Origin of the sequence: Burkholderia sp. M6-3 (assembly GCF_050858985.1) — a bacterium.
Lineage (GTDB): Bacteria > Pseudomonadota > Gammaproteobacteria > Burkholderiales > Burkholderiaceae > Paraburkholderia > Paraburkholderia caledonica.
Window position 1 is genome coordinate 716,413 of sequence record NZ_CP110091.1, and the last position, 17,803, is coordinate 734,215.

The window sequence follows — 17,803 nt, forward strand, 5'->3', positions numbered from 1 at the left end:
GCTCCCCAGAATGAAGGTGATGTAAATGGATTCTCGTACTGAACCGAAGCAGGAGAGCGTTCGCGCTCTGAAGGAACGACTGCCGCAACCGGATTCGATCGCGCGCGGCCTTGGGTGGTACAGCATTGCGCTTGGCCTTGCTGAACTGGTCGCGCCGCGCATGATGGCCCGCGTGGCAGGTGTCGAGACAGGACCCGGCACCATGCGCTTCTACGGTTTGCGCGAACTTGCGTGCGGCGTCGGCATACTGGCGTCGCGCGATCCGCGGCCATTCTTGTGGGCGCGCGTAGGCGGCGATGCGCTCGACCTTGGCACGCTGGCGCTGACGTCGAACAAGTGGAGCGCACGTGACCGGCAACGGGCGGCCGCCGCGGCCGTGAACGTGGCCTGCGTCACGGCGCTCGACGTGTATGCCGCCAATTGCGTGGAAGGTGCGCCGCGTTTGCCGTCGGCGGACTATGGTGATCGCACCGGTTTTTCCAGCTCGCCCGAGCAGATGCGAGGCGCCGCGCTCGCAGACTTTGAAACGCCACGCGACATGCGCACGCCGGATGCGCTAGCGCCCTATACGCGCGGCGATCAGTCGTCGGCGACGGGTCAGCGCCTGCGCGCGGGGCGCGCGACGGGCGCCGCATAAGCGTTCGCATCAGCGTAGAAGGCGTACCCTCCCGACGGCGGGTACGCTTCATTTAGCGTTAAGTTTGCGCACTATATCGGCTTGTCTTGCACGGTGTCTTTGCAGATCGTCTGCTACGCGAGCGACACGCGAACAGCGTCACGCTGACAGATCGTCTTTGCTGGTTGGATGGCCTTCGGCGCCACCCGGTTCGAGATCGGGATCCACGTGATCGTGCTCAGGGGTGTACGGCCCTTCAGACGGGTGTTCTTTTCCCTTCGGAACCAGAGTCGGGTCGATGCTTCCATGCTCCCGCTCTTCCACTGTGCCGTCGGACTTGATCTTGACGTCTCCATCACCCAGTTTCTCGCGCCGCTGGTCCGCGCGTTCCACCGGATCGGACGGTTCCTGGTTCATGCTTTTCTCCTCTCAGGTTGATTGACGCTTCGTTCACGCACATCGAAATCGAGCAAAAGGGATACCCGCTGCGCAGGCGATGTTTCAGATGGAGCGTTGCACGCGGATTGCTGCGCCGTGACAAGGCACGCGAATTCAACGCGGGCTTCGATGCAGGCAGCCATGGGCCGCGACGCTGTCAGACCTGAGAGAAGGAGAGTGCAGATGAAAGCAGTGGTATTTCACGGCATTGGGGGACATCCGTCTCGACAATGTTCCCGATCCCAGACTCGAACAAGCTACCGACGCGCTCGTACGTCTCACGTCGAGCGCGATTTGCGGCACCGATCTGCATATGGTGCGCGGCACATTGGGCGGCATGGTGCCGGGCACGATTCTCGGTCATGAAGGAATCGGCATCGTCGAGGAAGTGGGCCGCAGTGTGCGCAATCTGCGCCAAGGCGATCGCGTGCTGATTCCGTCGACTATCTCGTGCGGATATTGCTCGTATTGCCGCTCGGGCTACACGGCCCAATGCAACAACGCAAATCCGAATGGCGCGAGCGCCGGCACAGCATTCTTCGGTGGACCGAAAACGACCGGCCCATTCCAGGGTCTGCAGGCGCAATACGCGCGCACGCCGCTGGCGCACGCGAGCCTGATCCGTTTGCCCGACGAAATCGACGACGATCGAGCGATCCTGCTCTCCGATATCTTTCCCACCGGCTATTTCGGCGCGCAGCTCGCGGGCGTTCGTACCGGCGATACGGTCGCGGTGTTCGGAGCGGGTCCGGTGGGCCAATTTGCCATTGCGAGCGCGAAGCTGATGGGCGCCGGCCGCGTGATTGCGGTGGATCGCATAGCGTCGCGGCTGGACATGGCTCGCACGCAAGGCGCAGAAGTGATTAATTTCGACGAGGAAGATCCGGTCGACATGATTTTGCAACTGACCGGCGGCATCGGTGTGGATCGCGTGATCGATGCAGTGGGCGTGGACGCGGTGCGTGCCGAGCACGGCCCGGCCGCGCAGAAAGAGCGCGACCAGCAACAGGCCTTCGACAAGGAAGTGAAGGAGATTGCGCCCGATACGAACCCCGATGGCGATAACTGGCGTCCGGGCAGCGGACCGTCGCAAGTATTGACGTGGTCGGTCAGAGCGGTGGCGAAAGCGGGCACCGTGTCGATCATCGGCGTGTATCCGCCGAACGACCGCGTTTTTCCGATTGGTGAAGCAATGAACCGCAATCTTGTCGTGCGCATGGGCAACTGCAATCACCGCGCGATTACGCCGCATCTTGTTGAGATCGTGCGTAACGGCTCGTTCGATCCGCTTGCCGTGCTGACGCAGCGCGAGCCGATTACCGACGCGATCGAGGCATATCGCGCGTTCGACAATCGCGAGCCGGGCTGGATCAAGGTCAAGCTGCAACCGTGAGCGGCGGGTTACGCGGCTGCGCGCGGGTTTCGTCTTTCACATCGTCTTTCACACTCATCTCACTACAACCGCGGGCGAAAACGCCCGCAAGGACGCTTGTTTCCAACCATGACAGTCGACCAACGGCTTCGCAGCATGCGCAAGACCATGCGTGACATGTTCGGTATCGTGCGCTTGCGCGCCGGTCAGGAGGACATTATCCGCAGCGTATTGCAACACAAGGACACGCTTGCCACGATGCCGACCGGCGCGGGTAAGTCGCTTTGCTATCAGTTGCCGGCGCTGCATCTCGAGGGCACGACGCTCGTCGTGTCGCCGCTGATCGCGCTCATGAAAGACCAGGCCGACAAGCTGGTTGCCGCTGGAATTGACTGCACACTCGTGAACAGCACGCTGCGTAGTCGCGCCGAGCGCGAAGCGCTGGAGCGGATTGCTTCAGGCGAGAGCGGCATTGTGTTCGTCACGCCGGAGCGCCTCGCGCAACCGGCCTTCATCGAGACGTTGCGCGCGCGCCCCGAAAACCGCGTCGGACTAGTGGTGGTCGACGAGGCGCACTGCGTATCGCAATGGGGACACGACTTTCGCCCCGCGTTTCTGCAGATCGCGGCTGCGGTTAAGTCGCTCGGGCAGCCGCCGGTGCTTGCGTTGACTGCCACCGCGACGCCACGCGTGCTCGACGACATCGTGCACTCGCTTGCATTGCGCGAACCGCGTGTGGTTCGCACGGGCACGTATCGCGAGAATCTGCGCTATCGCGTCGTGCAGGTCAGCACGGCGGGCGGCAAAGACGGCGCGGCACGCGCCGTGACCGCGAAGCGCGAGCAATTGTCGAAGCTGATTGCATCGCTTAGCGGGACCGGCATCGTCTACGCGGCGACCGTGCGCGACGTCGATCGCATTTACGGCTGGCTCACTGAGGCAGGCGAGTCGGTCTCGCGCTATCACGGTCGAATGGCGGCTGACGCTCGCGAAGAGGCGCAGGAGCAGTTCATGTCGGGCGCCACCCGTTTGATGATCGCAACCAACGCGTTCGGCATGGGCATCGACAAGGCGGACATACGCTTCGTGATCCATTACCAGATTCCCGGCAGCCTCGACGCTTACTATCAGGAAACGGGACGCGCGGGCCGCGACGGCGAGCCCGCCGATTGCGTGCTGCTATTCGATCTGAACGACCGGCGTATTCAACAATTCTTCCTCGCGGGACGCTATCCGAGCGTCGAACTCGCGCAGCGTGTATATGACACGCTTGTCGCGCGTATTGGCGACGAACCGAAGGGCGTCACGCTGGCCGCGCTCAAGCAGGAATTGCCGGATGTCGGTGCGGGCAAGCTGGAAGTCGCGTTGAACATGCTGGTCGACGCCCGCGTGGCCGGCCGCGACCGGCAGCGTCGCTATCGTCTGCGAAGCCGCGAGGGCGCGAAGGAATCCGCGCGCGACGCGGTTGCCAATGCCGCGGCGAAATTCGAGCAGATGAGCGCGCACGACAGGGAAACGCTGCAGCAGATGATCGACTACGCGCAAACGGGTCAATGCCGGTGGCGCGCGATTCTCGACTATTACGGCGACTCGCCTTCCGCCGAGCGCTGCGGCGTCTGCGACAACTGCGTGAATCCGCCGCAAATCGACATGGCGCCCGACGCTATCGTCGCACCGCAAACGCACGCGAATGAAGTCGCACAGCGCAAGCGCGAGAATGCGCGCAAACCACGCGTCTGGACTCCGGGCGATGCCGTGCGCGTGCCGCGCTATGGCGCCGGTGAGGTCGCGCTGGCGAGCGGCGAGCAGGTGGCCGTGCAGTTCCCCGACGGCAGCACCCGCACGTTTCTGGCGAGTTACGTGAGGGCGGGGCGCTGATCCGTATGCGCCCCAATCGAGGCAACGTCGGCCGTCGCTTCCGACGTTGCCTCGATCCGCGCGCGGAAGTAGCGCGCGGTCTCTTTGAGTCCGTCGTCGAGCGAGGTTTTGGGCTGCCAGCCGAGCAGCTCGCGCGCGCGTGAAATGTCCGGTTGACGATGCCACGGGTCGTCGGTCGGCAGCGGATGCAATTCAAGCGGCGAACTGGAGCCCGTAATTGCCACAATCCGTTGCGCGATCTCGCGCATGCTCACTTCGTGCGGATTGCCGAGATTGACCGGGCCGCCGGGGTCTTCGGCGGTGTTCATCAAGCGGATGAACGCGTCGATCATGTCGTCCACGTAGCAGAACGAACGCGTTTGGGAGCCGTCGCCATAGAGCGTGATCGGCTCGCCGCGCAGCGCCTGCATCATGAAGTTCGACACCACGCGGCCATCGGCGGGATGCATGCGCGGCCCATACGTATTGAAGATTCGCGCAATGCGAATGGAAAGGCCATGTTGACGGCGGTAGTCCATGAAGAGCGTTTCTGCGCAGCGCTTGCCTTCGTCGTAGCAGGAGCGCGGTCCGATCGGATTCACGTGGCCCCAGTAGTCTTCTTTCTGCGGATGTACGAGCGCATCGCCATACACTTCGCTCGTCGACGCCTGGAAGATTCTTGCTTTCACACGCTTGGCGAGTCCGAGCATGTTGATCGCACCGTGCACGCTCGTCTTGGTGGTTTGTACCGGGTCATGCTGATAGTGAATCGGCGACGCAGGGCAGGCGAGGTTGTAGATCTCGTCGACTTCCACATAGAGCGGAAATGTCACGTCGTGACGCATCAGCTCAAAGTTCGGGCAATCGAGAAGATGCGCGATATTGTCCTTCGTGCCCGTATAGAAGTTGTCGACGCACAGCACGTCGTGGCCTTGCGTCACGAGCCGCTCGCACAGGTGTGAGCCGAGAAAGCCGGCGCCGCCTGTGACCAGAATCCGCTTGCGGGTGAGTTCTTTCATGTTGCGTGGTCCTAGTCGTCTTACGATTGTCCGGCGCAAGCCGCGCCCATCTTTGGCCTACGCGGTCACTTGCAGCAGCGCGTCGTGCCAGTCCTGCGCGAAACGGTCAATATGGAACCGCTCCAGCGCCGTGCGTCGCGCGCCCTCGCCGAGGCGCCTTGCTTCCGCAGGATCGCGAAGCAGTTCATGCATTGCGTCGACAAGCGCATTCACGTCTGTATGCACGAAACCGTTTTCGCCATTGCGGATCACCGTCGCCAGTTCAGTAGTCGCGAGGCCCACGATCGGCATGCCGATCGTCATCGCCTCTACGATGGCGAGGCCGAGACTGGTCCAGCGGATCGGGTTGAAGAAGAAGCGATAGCGCGCGCTGAAAGCGGCCAGATCCAGATTGCCGACTTCACCAATGCCGTCGAGCCGCTCGGCGTCCATGCCGACCAGATCGAGCGGCACGCGCGTGCGCACATCGGCGAATACGTCGGCGCCGAGGCGGCGGCCGCGCTGAGCGAGATGATTCACGACGACAATGCCGCGCTCCAGTTCGCCGGTATAGTGCACGCCTTCCGGCACCACCACGCCATGTTCGATTACGCGCGTGGGCGTCACGCCGCAATCCCACATCAACTGATTGAAGTGCGTGACGTGAACCAGCAGCGTGTCCGGGTCGTCGACCCAATGCCATTGCTGGAACGGATTTTCCTGCGGCGGATCGTGTTCGATATACACGCGCGGCAAGCGGCGCTGCGCGTCGCTCAACACATGCTCGCGGTCGTATTCCCAATGCGTCTTGTGCTGATACAGGATCACGTCGAACTCCTGATCCGGCACGTCGTCCGCATTGATTTCGTGGACGTTGTCGCCCCACGGCAGCACGCCCACTTTGCCCGCATAGCCAGGCGGATGATCCGGCTTCGTCACCAGATAAAAATCGTGCGGCGCCTGTGTCAGGTAGTACAGGTAGTTGCCGTGCACGTGCCATGTCAGCACACGGAGACGGCGGCAGTTACGCAGCATGGTGCAACTCCTCGAAGGATCCGGTTTCGGCATGCGTATGCAATGCGCAGGGACCGGCCGGATGCGCGCCACGAACTTCGGCCAGTTGCGCGCGCGCCGCCTCGACGACGCGGTCCACGCCGATGTTCAGGGCACAAGGGTGGCCGTAAGGACACTCGCGGAACATGCACGGGCGGCACGGCGGATAGTCGGCAAGCACGCGGTGCCGCTCGTGATCGAGCGGTGCCCATCGGCGCGTATCGCTGCCCGACGCGACGACGACGGATGCGGTCCCCATGGCCGCGGCGATATGTGAAATACCCGTGTCGTTGCAGACGACGAGTTGCGCGTGCGCGACCAACGCGGCCAGTCCGCCGAGCGATGTCGAACCGGCGAGGTGCAACGCGGGCGCGGTCATCGCACCGAGCACCGCGCCAGTCAGCGACGCTTCCGCCGCAGTGCCGGTGATGGCGATCTGCCAGCCATCGGCGGCGAGGCGGTCCGCGACTTCCGCGAAACGCTCGACCGGCCAGCGGCGCGAAGGCAATTGCGCACCTGGATGAACCAGCACGAGGCGCTCCGCTTCGATGCCATGCGCGGCCACTAACGACGCGTATTCATCGCCATCCCGCTCGCAAAGAGGGAACGACAATTGCCGCTCGGTGGTTTCCGCGCCGAGCGCGCTCATCAATGCGAGGTAGCGCTCGGGTTCTGGCAGGTCGTCTGGCCAGTCGATAAACACGCCTTCACGCGGCCGCTCGTCCGGTTGCACGAAGCCCGCATAAGCGTTGGCACCGAACTCAAGCAGCAGATCGTTCGCAATGCCGCCGCTGCCATGAAGCTGGATTGCGAGATCGAAGCGTTGGGCGCGCATCCATTCACGGAATGCGGGCAGCCCTTCGTCCGATTCGGGTTGCTCGGGAAAGCCTGCGGCTCCAGGAAAGACGACCAGTTCGTCGACGAGATCGGCGTAGCGCTCGACAAACGACTGCGCCCACGGCAAGCCGATCAGCGCGATGTGCGCTTGCGGCGCGGCTGCGCGCAGCGCTCGCAGCGCTGGCACCGAGCAGAGCATGTCGCCCAGTTGCAATGCACGGAAGATCGCTATGCGGCGCGGCGCGGCAGAGGCGATGAACGAGTCTGCATTCATAAGAAGAGCACCTTGTAACGTACAGCACCGTAGAGTCGCCAGAAGATCGACAGGAATGGAATCGGGATCGACGTCCACGCCATTTCGGCAATGTGGCGCAAGCTGCGGTCCCTCCCGCGCAAACGCATTGCGCAGAAATAAGCCGTCAATGCGAACCACGCCAACACTGCTAGCGTCACGGTATTGCCATCGCCCACGAAAACGCCGACTAGCGCTGCCAATGCGGCGCAGAGAATGAGGTAATACAGCAATGGGGGCGACGAGCGAATCCGCGTTTTGAACAGTTCGGGGTGCTTCTTGTAGAGCAACGCGTCGAACTGACTCTTCTTCTGCTGCGAGATGCTGACGCCCCAGCGCGCGGGGCGCACCGGGTGCACGACCACCGCATCGCTTGCACGCACGATCTTGCCGCCCGCTTGCAGCAGCGTGAACTGCAAATCGGAGTCTTCGCGCCACGCCGAGGTGAAACGCTCGTCGAAGCCACCTGTCATCGTCAGAAAGCTGCGCGCTACGAATACGTTGGCGGTCGCGAATTCCGCACGCTCGAGGCCGCTCGCATCCGCCTCGTAGTCGGTCGGCGAAGAGGGCAGCGGCACGACGATCCGGCCCGCGGCGGCTGCCGCTCCATGGCGAATCGCGGCAAGCCCTTCTTGCAGCCATTGCGGATCGGGCAACGTGTCGTCGTCGGTAAAGGCGATCACCGGCGAGCGCGCATGTTGCCAACCGGCATTGCGTGCGCCTGCGGGACCCTGTGTGCGAGTCACCGGCACGTAGCGCACGGCGAGGCCGCGCTCCGCCTGCTCGCCGGCGATGCGCGCGACACATGCGCGAGTCGCTTCGTCGGGACCGTCGTCGCAGACCACGATCTCGTAGCGATCTGCGGGAAAGTCCTGTTCCGTCAATGCGCGAAGACACGACGCGAGCATGTCGGGCCGCCGATAAGTCGGCACGACCACCGACACGTCGAGGTGCGCCAGCAACACGCCCGGATACCCGGCTGCAATCGGCTCCGCTTCGCTATGCGGATGGCCGAAGCTGCCTCCTACGTCCATCGGTCGCGTAGCGGATGGACTCATGCGCCGCTCCGCGCTTTCTCGACGAGGAAGGGGCCGATCACGAGCGCGTCGAGCGGCGAAGTCCAGAACGATTCGACCGCATCGCGGGGCGAATTCACCATCGGCTCGCCGCGCGTATTGAATGACGTGTTGACGAGAATCGGCACCCCGGTGCGCTCGTTGAACGCAGACAGGAGATCGTAGTAGGGCGGATGCTGCGAACGGTTCACAGTCTGCACGCGCGCGGTGCCGTCCACGTGACGCACTGCCGGAATGCGCTCGGCCTTGTCGGCGCGTACGTCGAACACGAACAGCATGAACGGTGCGACCTGGCCGTTCACGAACCATTCGCTCGCATGTTCTTCCATGACGACCGGCGCGACTGGGCGGAAGTCCTCGCGATCCTTGATCTCGTTGAGCTTCGCCTGCATGTGCGGATCGACCGGCGAGGCGAGGATCGAACGCGCCCCGAGTGCCCGCGGACCGAACTCAGTGCGGCCCTGATACCAGCCGATCACCTTGCCGCTCGCTAGCAGGTCGGCGGTCTCGCCGGCGATGTCGTTGAGCCGCCGGTACGGCACCTTCGACCATTGCAGGAACTGTTCGATTTCCTGTTCCGGATATTCGGGACCGAGGTACGCGTGGTCCATTACCCAATGACGCTTGTGATCGCCGCGCTCGCCGCGTTCGCGAGAATCGATCCACAACGCTGCGCCAAGCGCGGTGCCCGCATCGCCCGCTGCGGGCTGAACCCACACATCGTCGAATGGACCTGCGTCGCGCAGCTTCGAATTCATCACGCAGTTCAGTGCGACGCCGCCTGCCATGCTGAGCTTGCTCAAGTGGGTTTTCTCATGCAGCCAGCCCGCGAGTTGCAGCACCGTTTCTTCGAGCACACGCTGCAACGAATGGGCAATATCGAAGTGGCGCTGTTCGAGCGGGCCGCCGCGTTCGCGTGCCGGACCGAAGCGTTTGACGAGGCGCGGGGCGTCGACCGTATAGCTGCCGTCGCCGCGATAACGCACGATATCGCGGAACACATCGAGGTATTCCGGCTTGCCGTACGACGCCAGAGCCATCACCTTGTACTCATCGGACGAATGCAGGAAGCCGAGCCAGTCCGTTACCGCTTCATACAGCAGTCCGAGCGAGTGCGGCAGTTCGACCTGCTTGAGCCGCGTGTATTTCCCGTCGACGAACTGGCCCATGCTGGTCGTCACGCCTTCGCCGCGGCCGTCCATGGTGAGCACCGCCGTATCCTCGAAAGGGGCGGCGAGAAACGCGCTGGCCTCGTGCGCGAGGTGATGGTCGACGAAATGCCACTTGAAGCCGTTGTCGCGGTCCACACCCTGAAAGCGCCTGCGCAAGTGATGCGGCGCGCCGTCGAGCAATTGGCCCTTGGCGTTCGCGATATAGCTGAGAAAGAGCGGGTCCCACGGCGATGCAGACGGGTCGGACAGACGCGTGTTGGCCGGATCGAACGGCAATTCGATAGTCGCGCCGGGACGCTTCGGCATGCCGCCAAAGAGGCTCGGATCGTATGAGTAGGCCACATGATCGACGTCTGCCAGCGTGATGCCGGCGGCTTTCAGGCAGTAGTCGATCGCGTCGAACGGCAGTTGCCAGGTCGAAAAGGGCACGGGGCGCTTCGCATGCTTGACGTGCGTGAAGCGTTCGTCTTCGGCGGCGGCGAGCACCACACCGTCGCGCAGCAGGGCTGCGGCGCTGTCGTGATAGACGGCATTGATTCCGAGTGTGTACATGAGCGTTCGCAGTAGGAGTGGGTTTCAGGGAGCCACGGGTTCATCGGCGAGCGGCGGCGCCGCGTCGCTGTGGTGGGCGTTGAATTCGATAGCGTTCGAGCGGTGAGCGTCGGAGTCGACGGAGGCTGCGCGAGCTCGTGTTTCGGCGCGCAATTCGAGCGCCGCTTTCACGACCTCGCCGGGCGTGACGCCCAGCAGGCACGCATGATGATGCTGAGGACACACGCTGCGGTAACACCAGCGGCATTCGACATCGCGAAACAGCACGCGATTCGGCGTCTGCCACGGCGTGTGCTGCGGATTGGTCAACGCATACAGATCGACCACCGGCGTGCCGAGCGCGGACGCGAGATGCACCGGCCCGCTGTTGTTCGACACAAGCACGCTCGCTTGTTCGATCAGCGCTGCCAGTTCGCCGAGCGTGAGCGCGCCGCTCATATCGTGCAGTTGTGAGCGAACTCGAGGCGCTGCGGCGGCGATCACCGCGTCGACGAGAGGACGCTCGCTCGCACTGCCGGTGATCAGAAGCGGCGCTCCGGTTTCGGTGGCAAGGCGCGTCGCGATCCGACCGAAGCGCTCGGGAGGATAGCGCCGCGATGCGGCGGTTGCACCGGGGTGCAACACGATGCACGTCGTGTCGGTTGTTGCGCCGCTGTGCACGCCTCTCGCGGTCAACTTCTCTGCAAGCGTTCGCCGGTCCGACTCCTGCACCGTGAAGCGCATACGCGTGTCGGGGGCTTCTGCGCCGACCTGGCGCACGAGGTCCAATTGCCGTTCCACCTCATGACGGGTGCGCTGCTGCGGCTCCGGCTCGCGGAGCCAGTCCGTTAACAACTCATACGGGTTCTCACGGCAATGCGCGAGCCGCCGCGGAATGCCCGCGAGATGGCACAGCATCGCCGCGGGCAACGGGCTCTGGCTATAGACCGTAAAAATCACGGCGGCATCGAAGCCGCCGCGCCGCAATCGTTCCTGCATGCGCTGATCGTCGGCAAGCGAACGCGCGCTCGTCGGCGGATTCGCGACCCATGGCGCTTCGTATTCGATCACGTCGTCGACATCGTCGAGAAACGGCGCGAGTGCAACGCCGCTGCGCGACGCAAGCAGCGTAATGTGGCGGCCGGGTGAGGACTCGCGCAGTGCGTGCAGCGCGGGCGTGGTCATCAGCACGTCGCCGAGATTGTCGAGCCGCACGCACAGAATGCGCTTGACGTCCTCGCCCCAATGCGCAAGCTGCGGGCTGTCGGGCACGCGAGCGTGAGCGAGTGTCGGCTGGGCGATCAGCAGCGGCGCATTCATCGAGCGGTTTCCTCGCCGGCGGGCGCGGGCGGCGCCGCTGCTCCCATAGCGCTTGCGACGATCCGGGCGGCCTCGTGCAGATCCGCGGCGCGCGCAGTAGGAACGCGCTGGGGTCCTTCTATCCACTCGGTCTCATGGCCGTTGTCGAGCAGAATCGTGCGGCATCCGGCACGATTGCCCGCTTCGACATCGTCGAGAATGTCGCCGATGAACCAGCTGCGCGCGAGGTCCAGCCGATGCTCGCGGGCTGCGCGCAGCAACAGGCCTGGCGCCGGCTTGCGGCAATCGCAGGCGGTCGAATAAGGCGCAACGGTGCCGTCCGGATGATGCGGGCACCAGTACGCGCCAGATAGCATCGCGCCGGATTCGGCGAACATGTGCGTGAGTTCGGCTTCCACGTTCTTTAGCGCCGCTCGCGGGAATTTGCCGAGTGCGACACCTGACTGATTGCTGATCACGAACAGCTCGAACGGCTGGGTCGCGAGCAGCGTCAATGCTTCGCGCGCGCCCGGTGCGAGGCGCATCAGCGAAGGGTCGATGTTGTAGGGCACGTCCTCGAGCAACGTGCCGTCTTTGTCGAGAAATACAGCGGGTCGCAGCATGACAAAGGCGATGTAGAAAATGTGAGCGGAATCGCCGCAAGCGGACCATGCGTCCGCGCCGGCTCGACACAACTGGCTGCGCTATCAGCACTGCAATGCTGCGCGGCGCCTAACGGAACGATGCGCCGGCCGCCGCTCGCAGCGGAACTTCCACGCGGTCTTCCGCGACTTTGGAGGGCACGAGCCGCGCGGTGCGCATATAGATCTGCGCGAGCGACTCGCCCACGCCGCGCCATGTGAACTCCTTGCGCGCGCGTTCAACGCCTGCTTCGCCCATCCTGCGCGCGAGCGCGGGGTCGCGCCGCAACTGGTTCAGGCGCGCGGCGAGCGCCGCCGGATCGCGCGGCGGCACGAGAAAGCCGGTGATGCCGTCTGCAACCGAATAGCGGATGCCGCCGACATCGGCGCCGATCACCGGCGTGCCGCAAGCCATCGCCTCGACCGGTGTGATGCCGAACGGCTCGTACCAGGGCGTCGTCACGAACACGTCTGCGGCGCTGTAGTAGTAGCGCAATTGCGCGCGCCCACGTCGTCCCACGAAAATGGTTTGTTCAGCCACGCCGCATTCACGCGCGATGCCGCGAAGGCGCGCGATTTCCGGCGTGGCCTTTTCATTCGGCGCGTCGGAGTTGCCGCCCACCACGTAGAGTTGCGCGGAAGTCCTGAAGGCTTTCTTCAGTACGCCCACGCCGCGAACCACGTTGTCGATGCCTTTACGCTGCACGAGCCGCCCGAGCTGGAGTACGGTGAACTGGTTCTGCTGCCAGCCGAGTGCGTCGCGAGCGGCTGCACGGTCCATCGGGTGAAATTCGTCAGAGTCGAAACCGCACGGCACGATCTCGATGCGCGCCGGGTCGGCGTGGTAAAGCTCGATCAGGTCTGCTTCATCCTGCGGGCATTCCGCGACCACCACGTCGGACTGCGCGACGAGGTCGTCTTCGATTGCGAAGCGCTCGTCAGGAAAGCCGTCGCTCGCGCCCTGGTGTATCCGCCGAACACGGCCGAGCGCATGAAACGTCGTGACGAGCGGCACGCCGAGCGCGGCTTTGACCTTCAATGCCGCGAGGCCCGACATGAAGAAGTTTGCGTGCATGACGTCGTATGGCGTTTTCTCGCGGCGGAAGAATTCGATCAGGAACGCGGCGAACTCGTCCATGAAGGGCAGCAGCAGTTCTTTCGGCAATTGCATCGGCGGCCCTGCGGGGACGTGGATCACGCGGACGCCCTCCATGTCGGAAATGAGCGGCAGTAACGCGCGGTCGCGCCGTGTGAACACGTCTACCTGATGGCCCATCTCTGTCAGTTCACGCGCAACATTGGCGACGTAGATGTTTTGTCCTCCGCTGTCGACGCCTCCGGCGACGGCGAGGGGCGAGGCGTGTTCACTGATGAGGGCGATCTTCATTGACATTCCTTCGCGGAGATTGGCATTAGCGGGGGCGTCCATGGCGCGTTTTGCTGAGCACTCGTATGCAATTTCACGCAATACAACGCTGTTATCCGGCATCAGCATGCGGTGTGCCTATGCGCTCTGATTGATGCGCGAAGCGCAATAGGGCGTTGGGTGCGGAGAAGCGCTGTAGCGTTCCCTTTTTTCGCGTCAGGAAACGGTGTGGCGTTCCCTTTTTCTACAAGCGGCCATGTAAGTTCGATCAGCGTCAGCGACGTAGACGAAAATATTTTCTTCAACGTGCGGCTCTCATCGCGTCCCGCTAATGTGTCGTCTATGCTAAGTTTTGTCCGGCGGCGGGCGCAGGGTTTGCTGCGCGGTGTGCTCCGCGGTGTCTCACTACTGCCCTAGGCGCACGTGCCAGACGGCACGTTACTCGTCGCGCCGCTTTGCGAATCCGCTTCGTGGAATCTAATGCCGGTTGCAGTTCACGCGCTGCCACGGCCTTCTCAGGACACCATGCCGAACTCCGCAACGCTGCCCCGTTCCCAGTTGACCCGCCGCATTGCCGCCGACCTGATGCGCGCAGTCTGGCGTTATCGCAACCAGACTGTCGCTGCCTTGCTGCTGATGGTGGCGGCGAAGCTCTCCACCGTTCTGATTCCGCTCGTGCTCAAGCATGTCGTGGACGAGCTGGGGCACCCGGTCGCGCAGGCGCTGTTCCCGGTCTTCCTCGTGTTGGCTTATGCATTACTGCGTTTTCTCGGCGATGCATTGAACGAAGCGCGCGACGTGGTGTTCAGCATCGTCACTCAGCGCACCGTCGCCGCATTTACCGAGCGGACTTTTGCGCATCTGCATCGCATGAGTGCGCGCTTTCACACGAAGCGCGAGACCGGCGCAATAGTTCGCGATGTGCAAAAGGGCGCCGACGGCATCGGCTTTCTGCTCGGCGTCGCGCTTTTTACGATCGTGCCGACCGCGTTCGAGATTGCCACCATCGTCGCGATCATGGTCCACAATTACGCGCGCGAATTCATGATCGCGATTGCGGCAACCTTCGTTTGCTATGGGGCGTATACATTTGTGTTCACCCGGCGGCGCGTCGCGTTCCAGCGCGCGGTGAATGCTCTTGAGGCGCAATCGGACGGCCGGCTCGTCGACAGTCTGCTTAACTACGACACGGTCAAATACTTCGCTACCGAAGACACCGAAACGCAGCGGTTGTCTGTTGTGCTCGACAAGTGGGTGCACGCCAGAACGGCGAATCAACGCGCGCTGACGGCGCTGCACGTCGGACAGAGCGCGGTGATCGCGTTCGGCATTGGCGCAATCATGCTGCTCGCGGCGCAGCACGTGGTGGCCGGAAGCATGAGCGTCGGCGATCTGATTCTGGTCAATGCGTACATCATCCAGATCTGCATGCCGTTGAATACGCTCGGCTTCGTATTTCGTGAGACGAACGACGCGATGGTCAACGTCGAGCGCATGTTCGAAATCCTGGCTGCGCGCGGGCGGGTTGGCGAAGATATCGACGAACCGGCCGCGAAACCGCTGGTGGTGAGCGCAGGACAGATCTCATTCGAGCACGTGGACTTCGGCTACGACCCAGCTCGGCAGATTCTGCGCGACGTGGACTTTCATGCCTATCCTGGCAAGACGCTGGCGATCGTCGGCGGAAGCGGGTCGGGCAAGTCGACACTCGTGAAGCTGCTCTTTCGTCTTTATCAGCCAAACAGCGGCAGGATTCTTATAGACGGACAGGACATCGGTCATGTCACGCAAAAGAGCCTGCGCGAAGCAATCGGCATCGTGCCGCAAGACACCGTGCTGTTCAACGAAACCATTGCCTATAACATCGCGTACGGCAGGCCCTCGGCAACGCGCGCGGACGTGGTGCGGGCGGCGCGCGCGGCGCAACTCGACGAATTTATCGAACGTCTGCCCGATCATTACGACACCCGCGTCGGCGAGCGCGGTGTGCGGCTCTCGGGCGGCGAGCGCCAGCGCATTGCCATTGCGCGCGCCATCCTGAAGGACCCGCGCATCATCGTATTCGACGAAGCGACCTCCGCGCTCGACACACGTTCGGAGCGTGCGATCCAGACTGAACTGACGCGGCTCGCGCAAGGCCGCACGTCGATTGTGATCGCCCACCGGCTATCGACCGTGGTCGACGCCGACTGGATTCTGGTGATGGAGCATGGCCGCGTGGTCGAGCAGGGCACGCACCGCGAGTTGCTCACGCGTGAAGGCGTGTACGCGAAGATGTGGTCCCTGCAATGGCAGCAGGGCGAGCTCGAACATGCGCAGCGCAAGCTCACCGCGCAGTCTGTCAGCCTCGCGGCGCTAATGGCGGGTGTGATCGACGCGTTGCACGACGAAATTGCCGCGCAGCGGGTGACGTTGTACCCGCAGATTAGCGACAACGATCTGCGCGTGACCGGCGACCCAAGCGTGCTGCAACCGCTGATCGCCGAGCTGTGCCGCAACGAGATCGTGCACGCGAGGCCGGGGCAGCGCATCGAGCTTCGCGTCGAGCGGCATAACAATCAGGTGTGGGTCTCGGTACTCGGCATGGGCGAAAAACCCGCTGAACTGTCGCAAGCGGCCGCTCGTTATATGGAAGACGCGCTGGCTGCGGCGGGCGGCAGCTTCACGCTAATGACGCTCAACGGGCGGCTCGCCTATGTCGCCATGCTGCCGTTGCGTCCGGTGGCCGACGCTGATTCAGGTGCACGTTCGGCGGCGGTACCGTTGACCTCGGAAGTGGACGGCGCAGCGCCGCTAGAAGGTCTCTTTGTCATGGCTATCGACGACCAGGAAGACGCCCTCGACGCATTAGAGGCGGTGCTTGCGTCGAGTGGCGCGCGCGTGCGCACCGCGTCGTCGGGCAAGGAGGCCCTCGACTGGTTCGCCGCCACACCGACCACACAGTGGCCGCATGCGTTGCTATGCGACATCGTGCTCGCGGACGAAGACGGTTATGACGTACTGCGCCGTTTGCGACGCCTCGAAGCCGATCGGCAGCTGCCGCTGCAGGACCGCGTGCCGGCGATTGCAATTACCGGCTATGCGGAGGGGGAAGACCGTGTGAGAGCAAAGGTGGCCGGTTTTCAGGCGCATCTTTCGAAACCGGTTGCACCGGAAAAGCTGATAGGCGAAATTCGCAATCTCGCCATGGCGTCCGCGCGCACGGGCGCATAAAAAACTCGAGGCGGTGCGCGTTCGCCGCGCACATACGCGCCTCTCCACGCGCGGCGGCTCAAGTACGCGCGTCGACCTTGCTTACCGTTGGCTTTGTGCGGGTGGTGGCTGGCACCGGCGCCGCCATTTGACGCTCGCCTGTGCGTACGCGTTCGCGCAGGTTTAGCACCTTAGCGGGCACTGGCTTGCGGTGTCTCAATGCCCATGCGAGCCCGCGCAACAGCGGAACGGCGTCGCGCGCGAGTGTGCCTTCGCGTGAGAACGTCGCGAGCGCATGCATGGTCGCGCGGCTCGCCTCGGGCCAGGGCAGGCGCAGGCACGCGATCCACGCGGCATTACGCGCGAGCGTGCGGCGCCGCAAGCCGCTATCGCGTGACGGCGACGGATGATGGTGCACGGTCAATTGATCGCAATAGACAATCGCATGTCCGGCCGCCAGCACGTCCAATGCGACCAGTTCTTCTTCGCCGCCGATAAAAAGGCGCGGCTCGTAGCCGCCCAGTTGGCGAAACAATGACGTGCGAAAAACACATGCACCTGCCATAAAGCCGATTAACGCGGGGCCCGGCAGCCCTTCGCTGCCGAGCGGGCTTGCTCGCATGACCGAGCAGGTCGGGTCTGTGAGGTTATCCTCGCCGACCGCCACGCGCGCGCTCAGTACGCCCGCGTTCGGCCACGCATCGAGCAGTTGCACCGCGCGATCGAGGGAGCCGGGCTCCCACCACGTGTCGTCGTCGCAGAAAGCCACGTAGTCCGTTCCGACATACGCGGCGGCGCGATTACGCCCGGCGGCGCCGAGATTCGCCCCGCATTCGACGATGCATACAGTGGGAAACAGCGCCTTCACGAGCGCGACGGTGTTATCGCTGGAGCCGTTGTCCGCGACAAAAATGGGCGGGTTTTCGGGAAGGGCGAGTAGGCGCTCGAGGGTGGCCACAAGCTCATCGGCGCGGTTGTACGTCAGAACGACGACCGAAATGCGCCGGGAAAGCGATTTTTTTTCCATGCGGTTCTTTATTCTTGACGAGGCGATGCCCCGTTC

Annotated in this window: 13 protein-coding genes and 1 pseudogene; 4 read left to right on the plus strand and 10 right to left on the minus strand. The window is 63.5% G+C overall.

Going from position 1 to position 17,803, the window contains the following annotated elements; translation table 11 throughout:
* Window positions 1-25: 25 nt before the first annotated feature.
* The gene (locus OH764_RS20515) at window positions 26-637 is read left to right on the plus strand and encodes a hypothetical protein (RefSeq protein ID WP_498850546.1); all 612 of its coding nucleotides are present in this window, start codon (window positions 26-28) and stop codon (window positions 635-637) included.
* A gap of 138 nt (window positions 638-775) precedes the next feature.
* Here the strand turns inward: OH764_RS20515 and OH764_RS20520 are convergent, their stop codons facing one another.
* On the minus strand, window positions 776-1,033 hold the full coding sequence (locus OH764_RS20520; protein ID WP_498850547.1) for a hypothetical protein: 258 nt from the start codon (window positions 1,031-1,033) through the stop codon (window positions 776-778).
* A 204-nt stretch (window positions 1,034-1,237) separates the two neighbouring features.
* Between OH764_RS20520 and OH764_RS20525 the strand changes: the two are divergent.
* Window positions 1,238-2,447: pseudogene (locus tag OH764_RS20525) on the plus strand (zinc-dependent alcohol dehydrogenase).
* A 108-nt stretch (window positions 2,448-2,555) separates the two neighbouring features.
* The gene (locus OH764_RS20530; RefSeq protein WP_498850548.1) at window positions 2,556-4,304 is read left to right on the plus strand and encodes a RecQ family ATP-dependent DNA helicase; all 1,749 of its coding nucleotides are present in this window, start codon (window positions 2,556-2,558) and stop codon (window positions 4,302-4,304) included.
* Here the strand turns inward: OH764_RS20530 and OH764_RS20535 are convergent.
* The 8 genes from OH764_RS20535 to OH764_RS20570 all read right to left on the minus strand — a co-directional run bounded on the left by OH764_RS20535 (window position 4,283) and on the right by OH764_RS20570 (window position 13,569).
* Window positions 4,283-5,302 (minus strand): UDP-glucuronic acid decarboxylase family protein, encoded by a 1,020-nt coding sequence (locus OH764_RS20535; RefSeq protein WP_498850549.1) that lies wholly within the window; start codon window positions 5,300-5,302, stop codon window positions 4,283-4,285. The two genes, OH764_RS20530 and OH764_RS20535, sit on opposite strands and share 22 nt — an antisense overlap.
* A 57-nt stretch (window positions 5,303-5,359) precedes the next feature.
* The gene (locus OH764_RS20540; protein WP_498850550.1) at window positions 5,360-6,316 is read right to left on the minus strand and encodes a glycosyltransferase family 4 protein; all 957 of its coding nucleotides are present in this window, start codon (window positions 6,314-6,316) and stop codon (window positions 5,360-5,362) included.
* Window positions 6,306-7,445 (minus strand): glycosyltransferase family 9 protein, encoded by a 1,140-nt coding sequence (locus tag OH764_RS20545; RefSeq protein WP_498850551.1) that lies wholly within the window; start codon window positions 7,443-7,445, stop codon window positions 6,306-6,308. The genes OH764_RS20540 and OH764_RS20545 overlap by 11 nt, the downstream gene beginning before the upstream one ends.
* Window positions 7,442-8,521: a glycosyltransferase family 2 protein gene (locus tag OH764_RS20550; RefSeq protein WP_498850552.1), complete on the minus strand. Its 1,080-nt coding sequence runs from the start codon at window positions 8,519-8,521 to the stop codon at window positions 7,442-7,444. The genes OH764_RS20545 and OH764_RS20550 overlap by 4 nt, the downstream gene beginning before the upstream one ends.
* On the minus strand, window positions 8,518-10,263 hold the full coding sequence (locus OH764_RS20555; RefSeq protein ID WP_498850553.1) for a carbamoyltransferase family protein: 1,746 nt from the start codon (window positions 10,261-10,263) through the stop codon (window positions 8,518-8,520). Before OH764_RS20555 ends, OH764_RS20550 begins: the two co-directional genes overlap by 4 nt.
* Before the next feature lie 24 nt (window positions 10,264-10,287).
* A complete protein-coding gene (gene waaF, locus OH764_RS20560; protein ID WP_498850554.1) occupies window positions 10,288-11,562 on the minus strand; it encodes a glycosyltransferase family 9 protein in 1,275 nt (424 codons plus the stop codon).
* The gene (locus OH764_RS20565; RefSeq protein ID WP_498850555.1) at window positions 11,559-12,164 is read right to left on the minus strand and encodes a D-glycero-alpha-D-manno-heptose-1,7-bisphosphate 7-phosphatase; all 606 of its coding nucleotides are present in this window, start codon (window positions 12,162-12,164) and stop codon (window positions 11,559-11,561) included. The genes waaF and OH764_RS20565 overlap by 4 nt, the downstream gene beginning before the upstream one ends.
* Before the next feature lie 109 nt (window positions 12,165-12,273).
* A complete protein-coding gene (locus tag OH764_RS20570) occupies window positions 12,274-13,569 on the minus strand; it encodes a glycosyltransferase family 4 protein (RefSeq protein WP_498850556.1) in 1,296 nt (431 codons plus the stop codon).
* Window positions 13,570-14,073: 504 nt separating this feature from the next.
* Here OH764_RS20570 and OH764_RS20575 point away from each other — a divergent pair.
* Window positions 14,074-16,761, plus strand: coding sequence for an ATP-binding cassette domain-containing protein (locus OH764_RS20575; protein WP_498850557.1), 2,688 nt, complete (start codon window positions 14,074-14,076; stop codon window positions 16,759-16,761).
* Window positions 16,762-16,819: 58 nt separating this feature from the next.
* Here the strand turns inward: OH764_RS20575 and OH764_RS20580 are convergent, their stop codons facing one another.
* Window positions 16,820-17,767 carry a glycosyltransferase family 2 protein gene (locus OH764_RS20580; protein ID WP_498850558.1) on the minus strand — a complete coding sequence of 316 codons (948 nt, stop codon included), beginning with the start codon at window positions 17,765-17,767 and terminating at the stop codon, window positions 16,820-16,822.
* Window positions 17,768-17,803: the final 36 nt, after the last annotated feature.

What these genes read in the sequence shown, in the direction of transcription:
- OH764_RS20540 (WP_498850550.1), bottom strand. Translation starts at nt 6,316, where the DNA reads ATGCTGCGTAACTGCCGCCGTCTCCGTGTGCTGACATGGCACGTGCAC.
- waaF (WP_498850554.1), bottom strand. Translation starts at nt 11,562, where the DNA reads ATGAATGCGCCGCTGCTGATCGCCCAGCCGACACTCGCTCACGCTCGC.
- OH764_RS20520 (WP_498850547.1), bottom strand. Translation starts at nt 1,033, where the DNA reads ATGAACCAGGAACCGTCCGATCCGGTGGAACGCGCGGACCAGCGGCGC.
- OH764_RS20545 (WP_498850551.1), bottom strand. Translation starts at nt 7,445, where the DNA reads ATGAATGCAGACTCGTTCATCGCCTCTGCCGCGCCGCGCCGCATAGCG.
- OH764_RS20570 (WP_498850556.1), bottom strand. Translation starts at nt 13,569, where the DNA reads ATGAAGATCGCCCTCATCAGTGAACACGCCTCGCCCCTCGCCGTCGCC.
- OH764_RS20535 (WP_498850549.1), bottom strand. Translation starts at nt 5,302, where the DNA reads ATGAAAGAACTCACCCGCAAGCGGATTCTGGTCACAGGCGGCGCCGGC.
- OH764_RS20530 (WP_498850548.1), top strand. Translation starts at nt 2,556, where the DNA reads ATGACAGTCGACCAACGGCTTCGCAGCATGCGCAAGACCATGCGTGAC.
- OH764_RS20550 (WP_498850552.1), bottom strand. Translation starts at nt 8,521, where the DNA reads ATGAGTCCATCCGCTACGCGACCGATGGACGTAGGAGGCAGCTTCGGC.
- OH764_RS20565 (WP_498850555.1), bottom strand. Translation starts at nt 12,164, where the DNA reads ATGCTGCGACCCGCTGTATTTCTCGACAAAGACGGCACGTTGCTCGAG.
- OH764_RS20580 (WP_498850558.1), bottom strand. Translation starts at nt 17,767, where the DNA reads ATGGAAAAAAAATCGCTTTCCCGGCGCATTTCGGTCGTCGTTCTGACG.
- OH764_RS20515 (WP_498850546.1), top strand. Translation starts at nt 26, where the DNA reads ATGGATTCTCGTACTGAACCGAAGCAGGAGAGCGTTCGCGCTCTGAAG.
- OH764_RS20575 (WP_498850557.1), top strand. Translation starts at nt 14,074, where the DNA reads ATGCCGAACTCCGCAACGCTGCCCCGTTCCCAGTTGACCCGCCGCATT.
- OH764_RS20555 (WP_498850553.1), bottom strand. Translation starts at nt 10,263, where the DNA reads ATGTACACACTCGGAATCAATGCCGTCTATCACGACAGCGCCGCAGCC.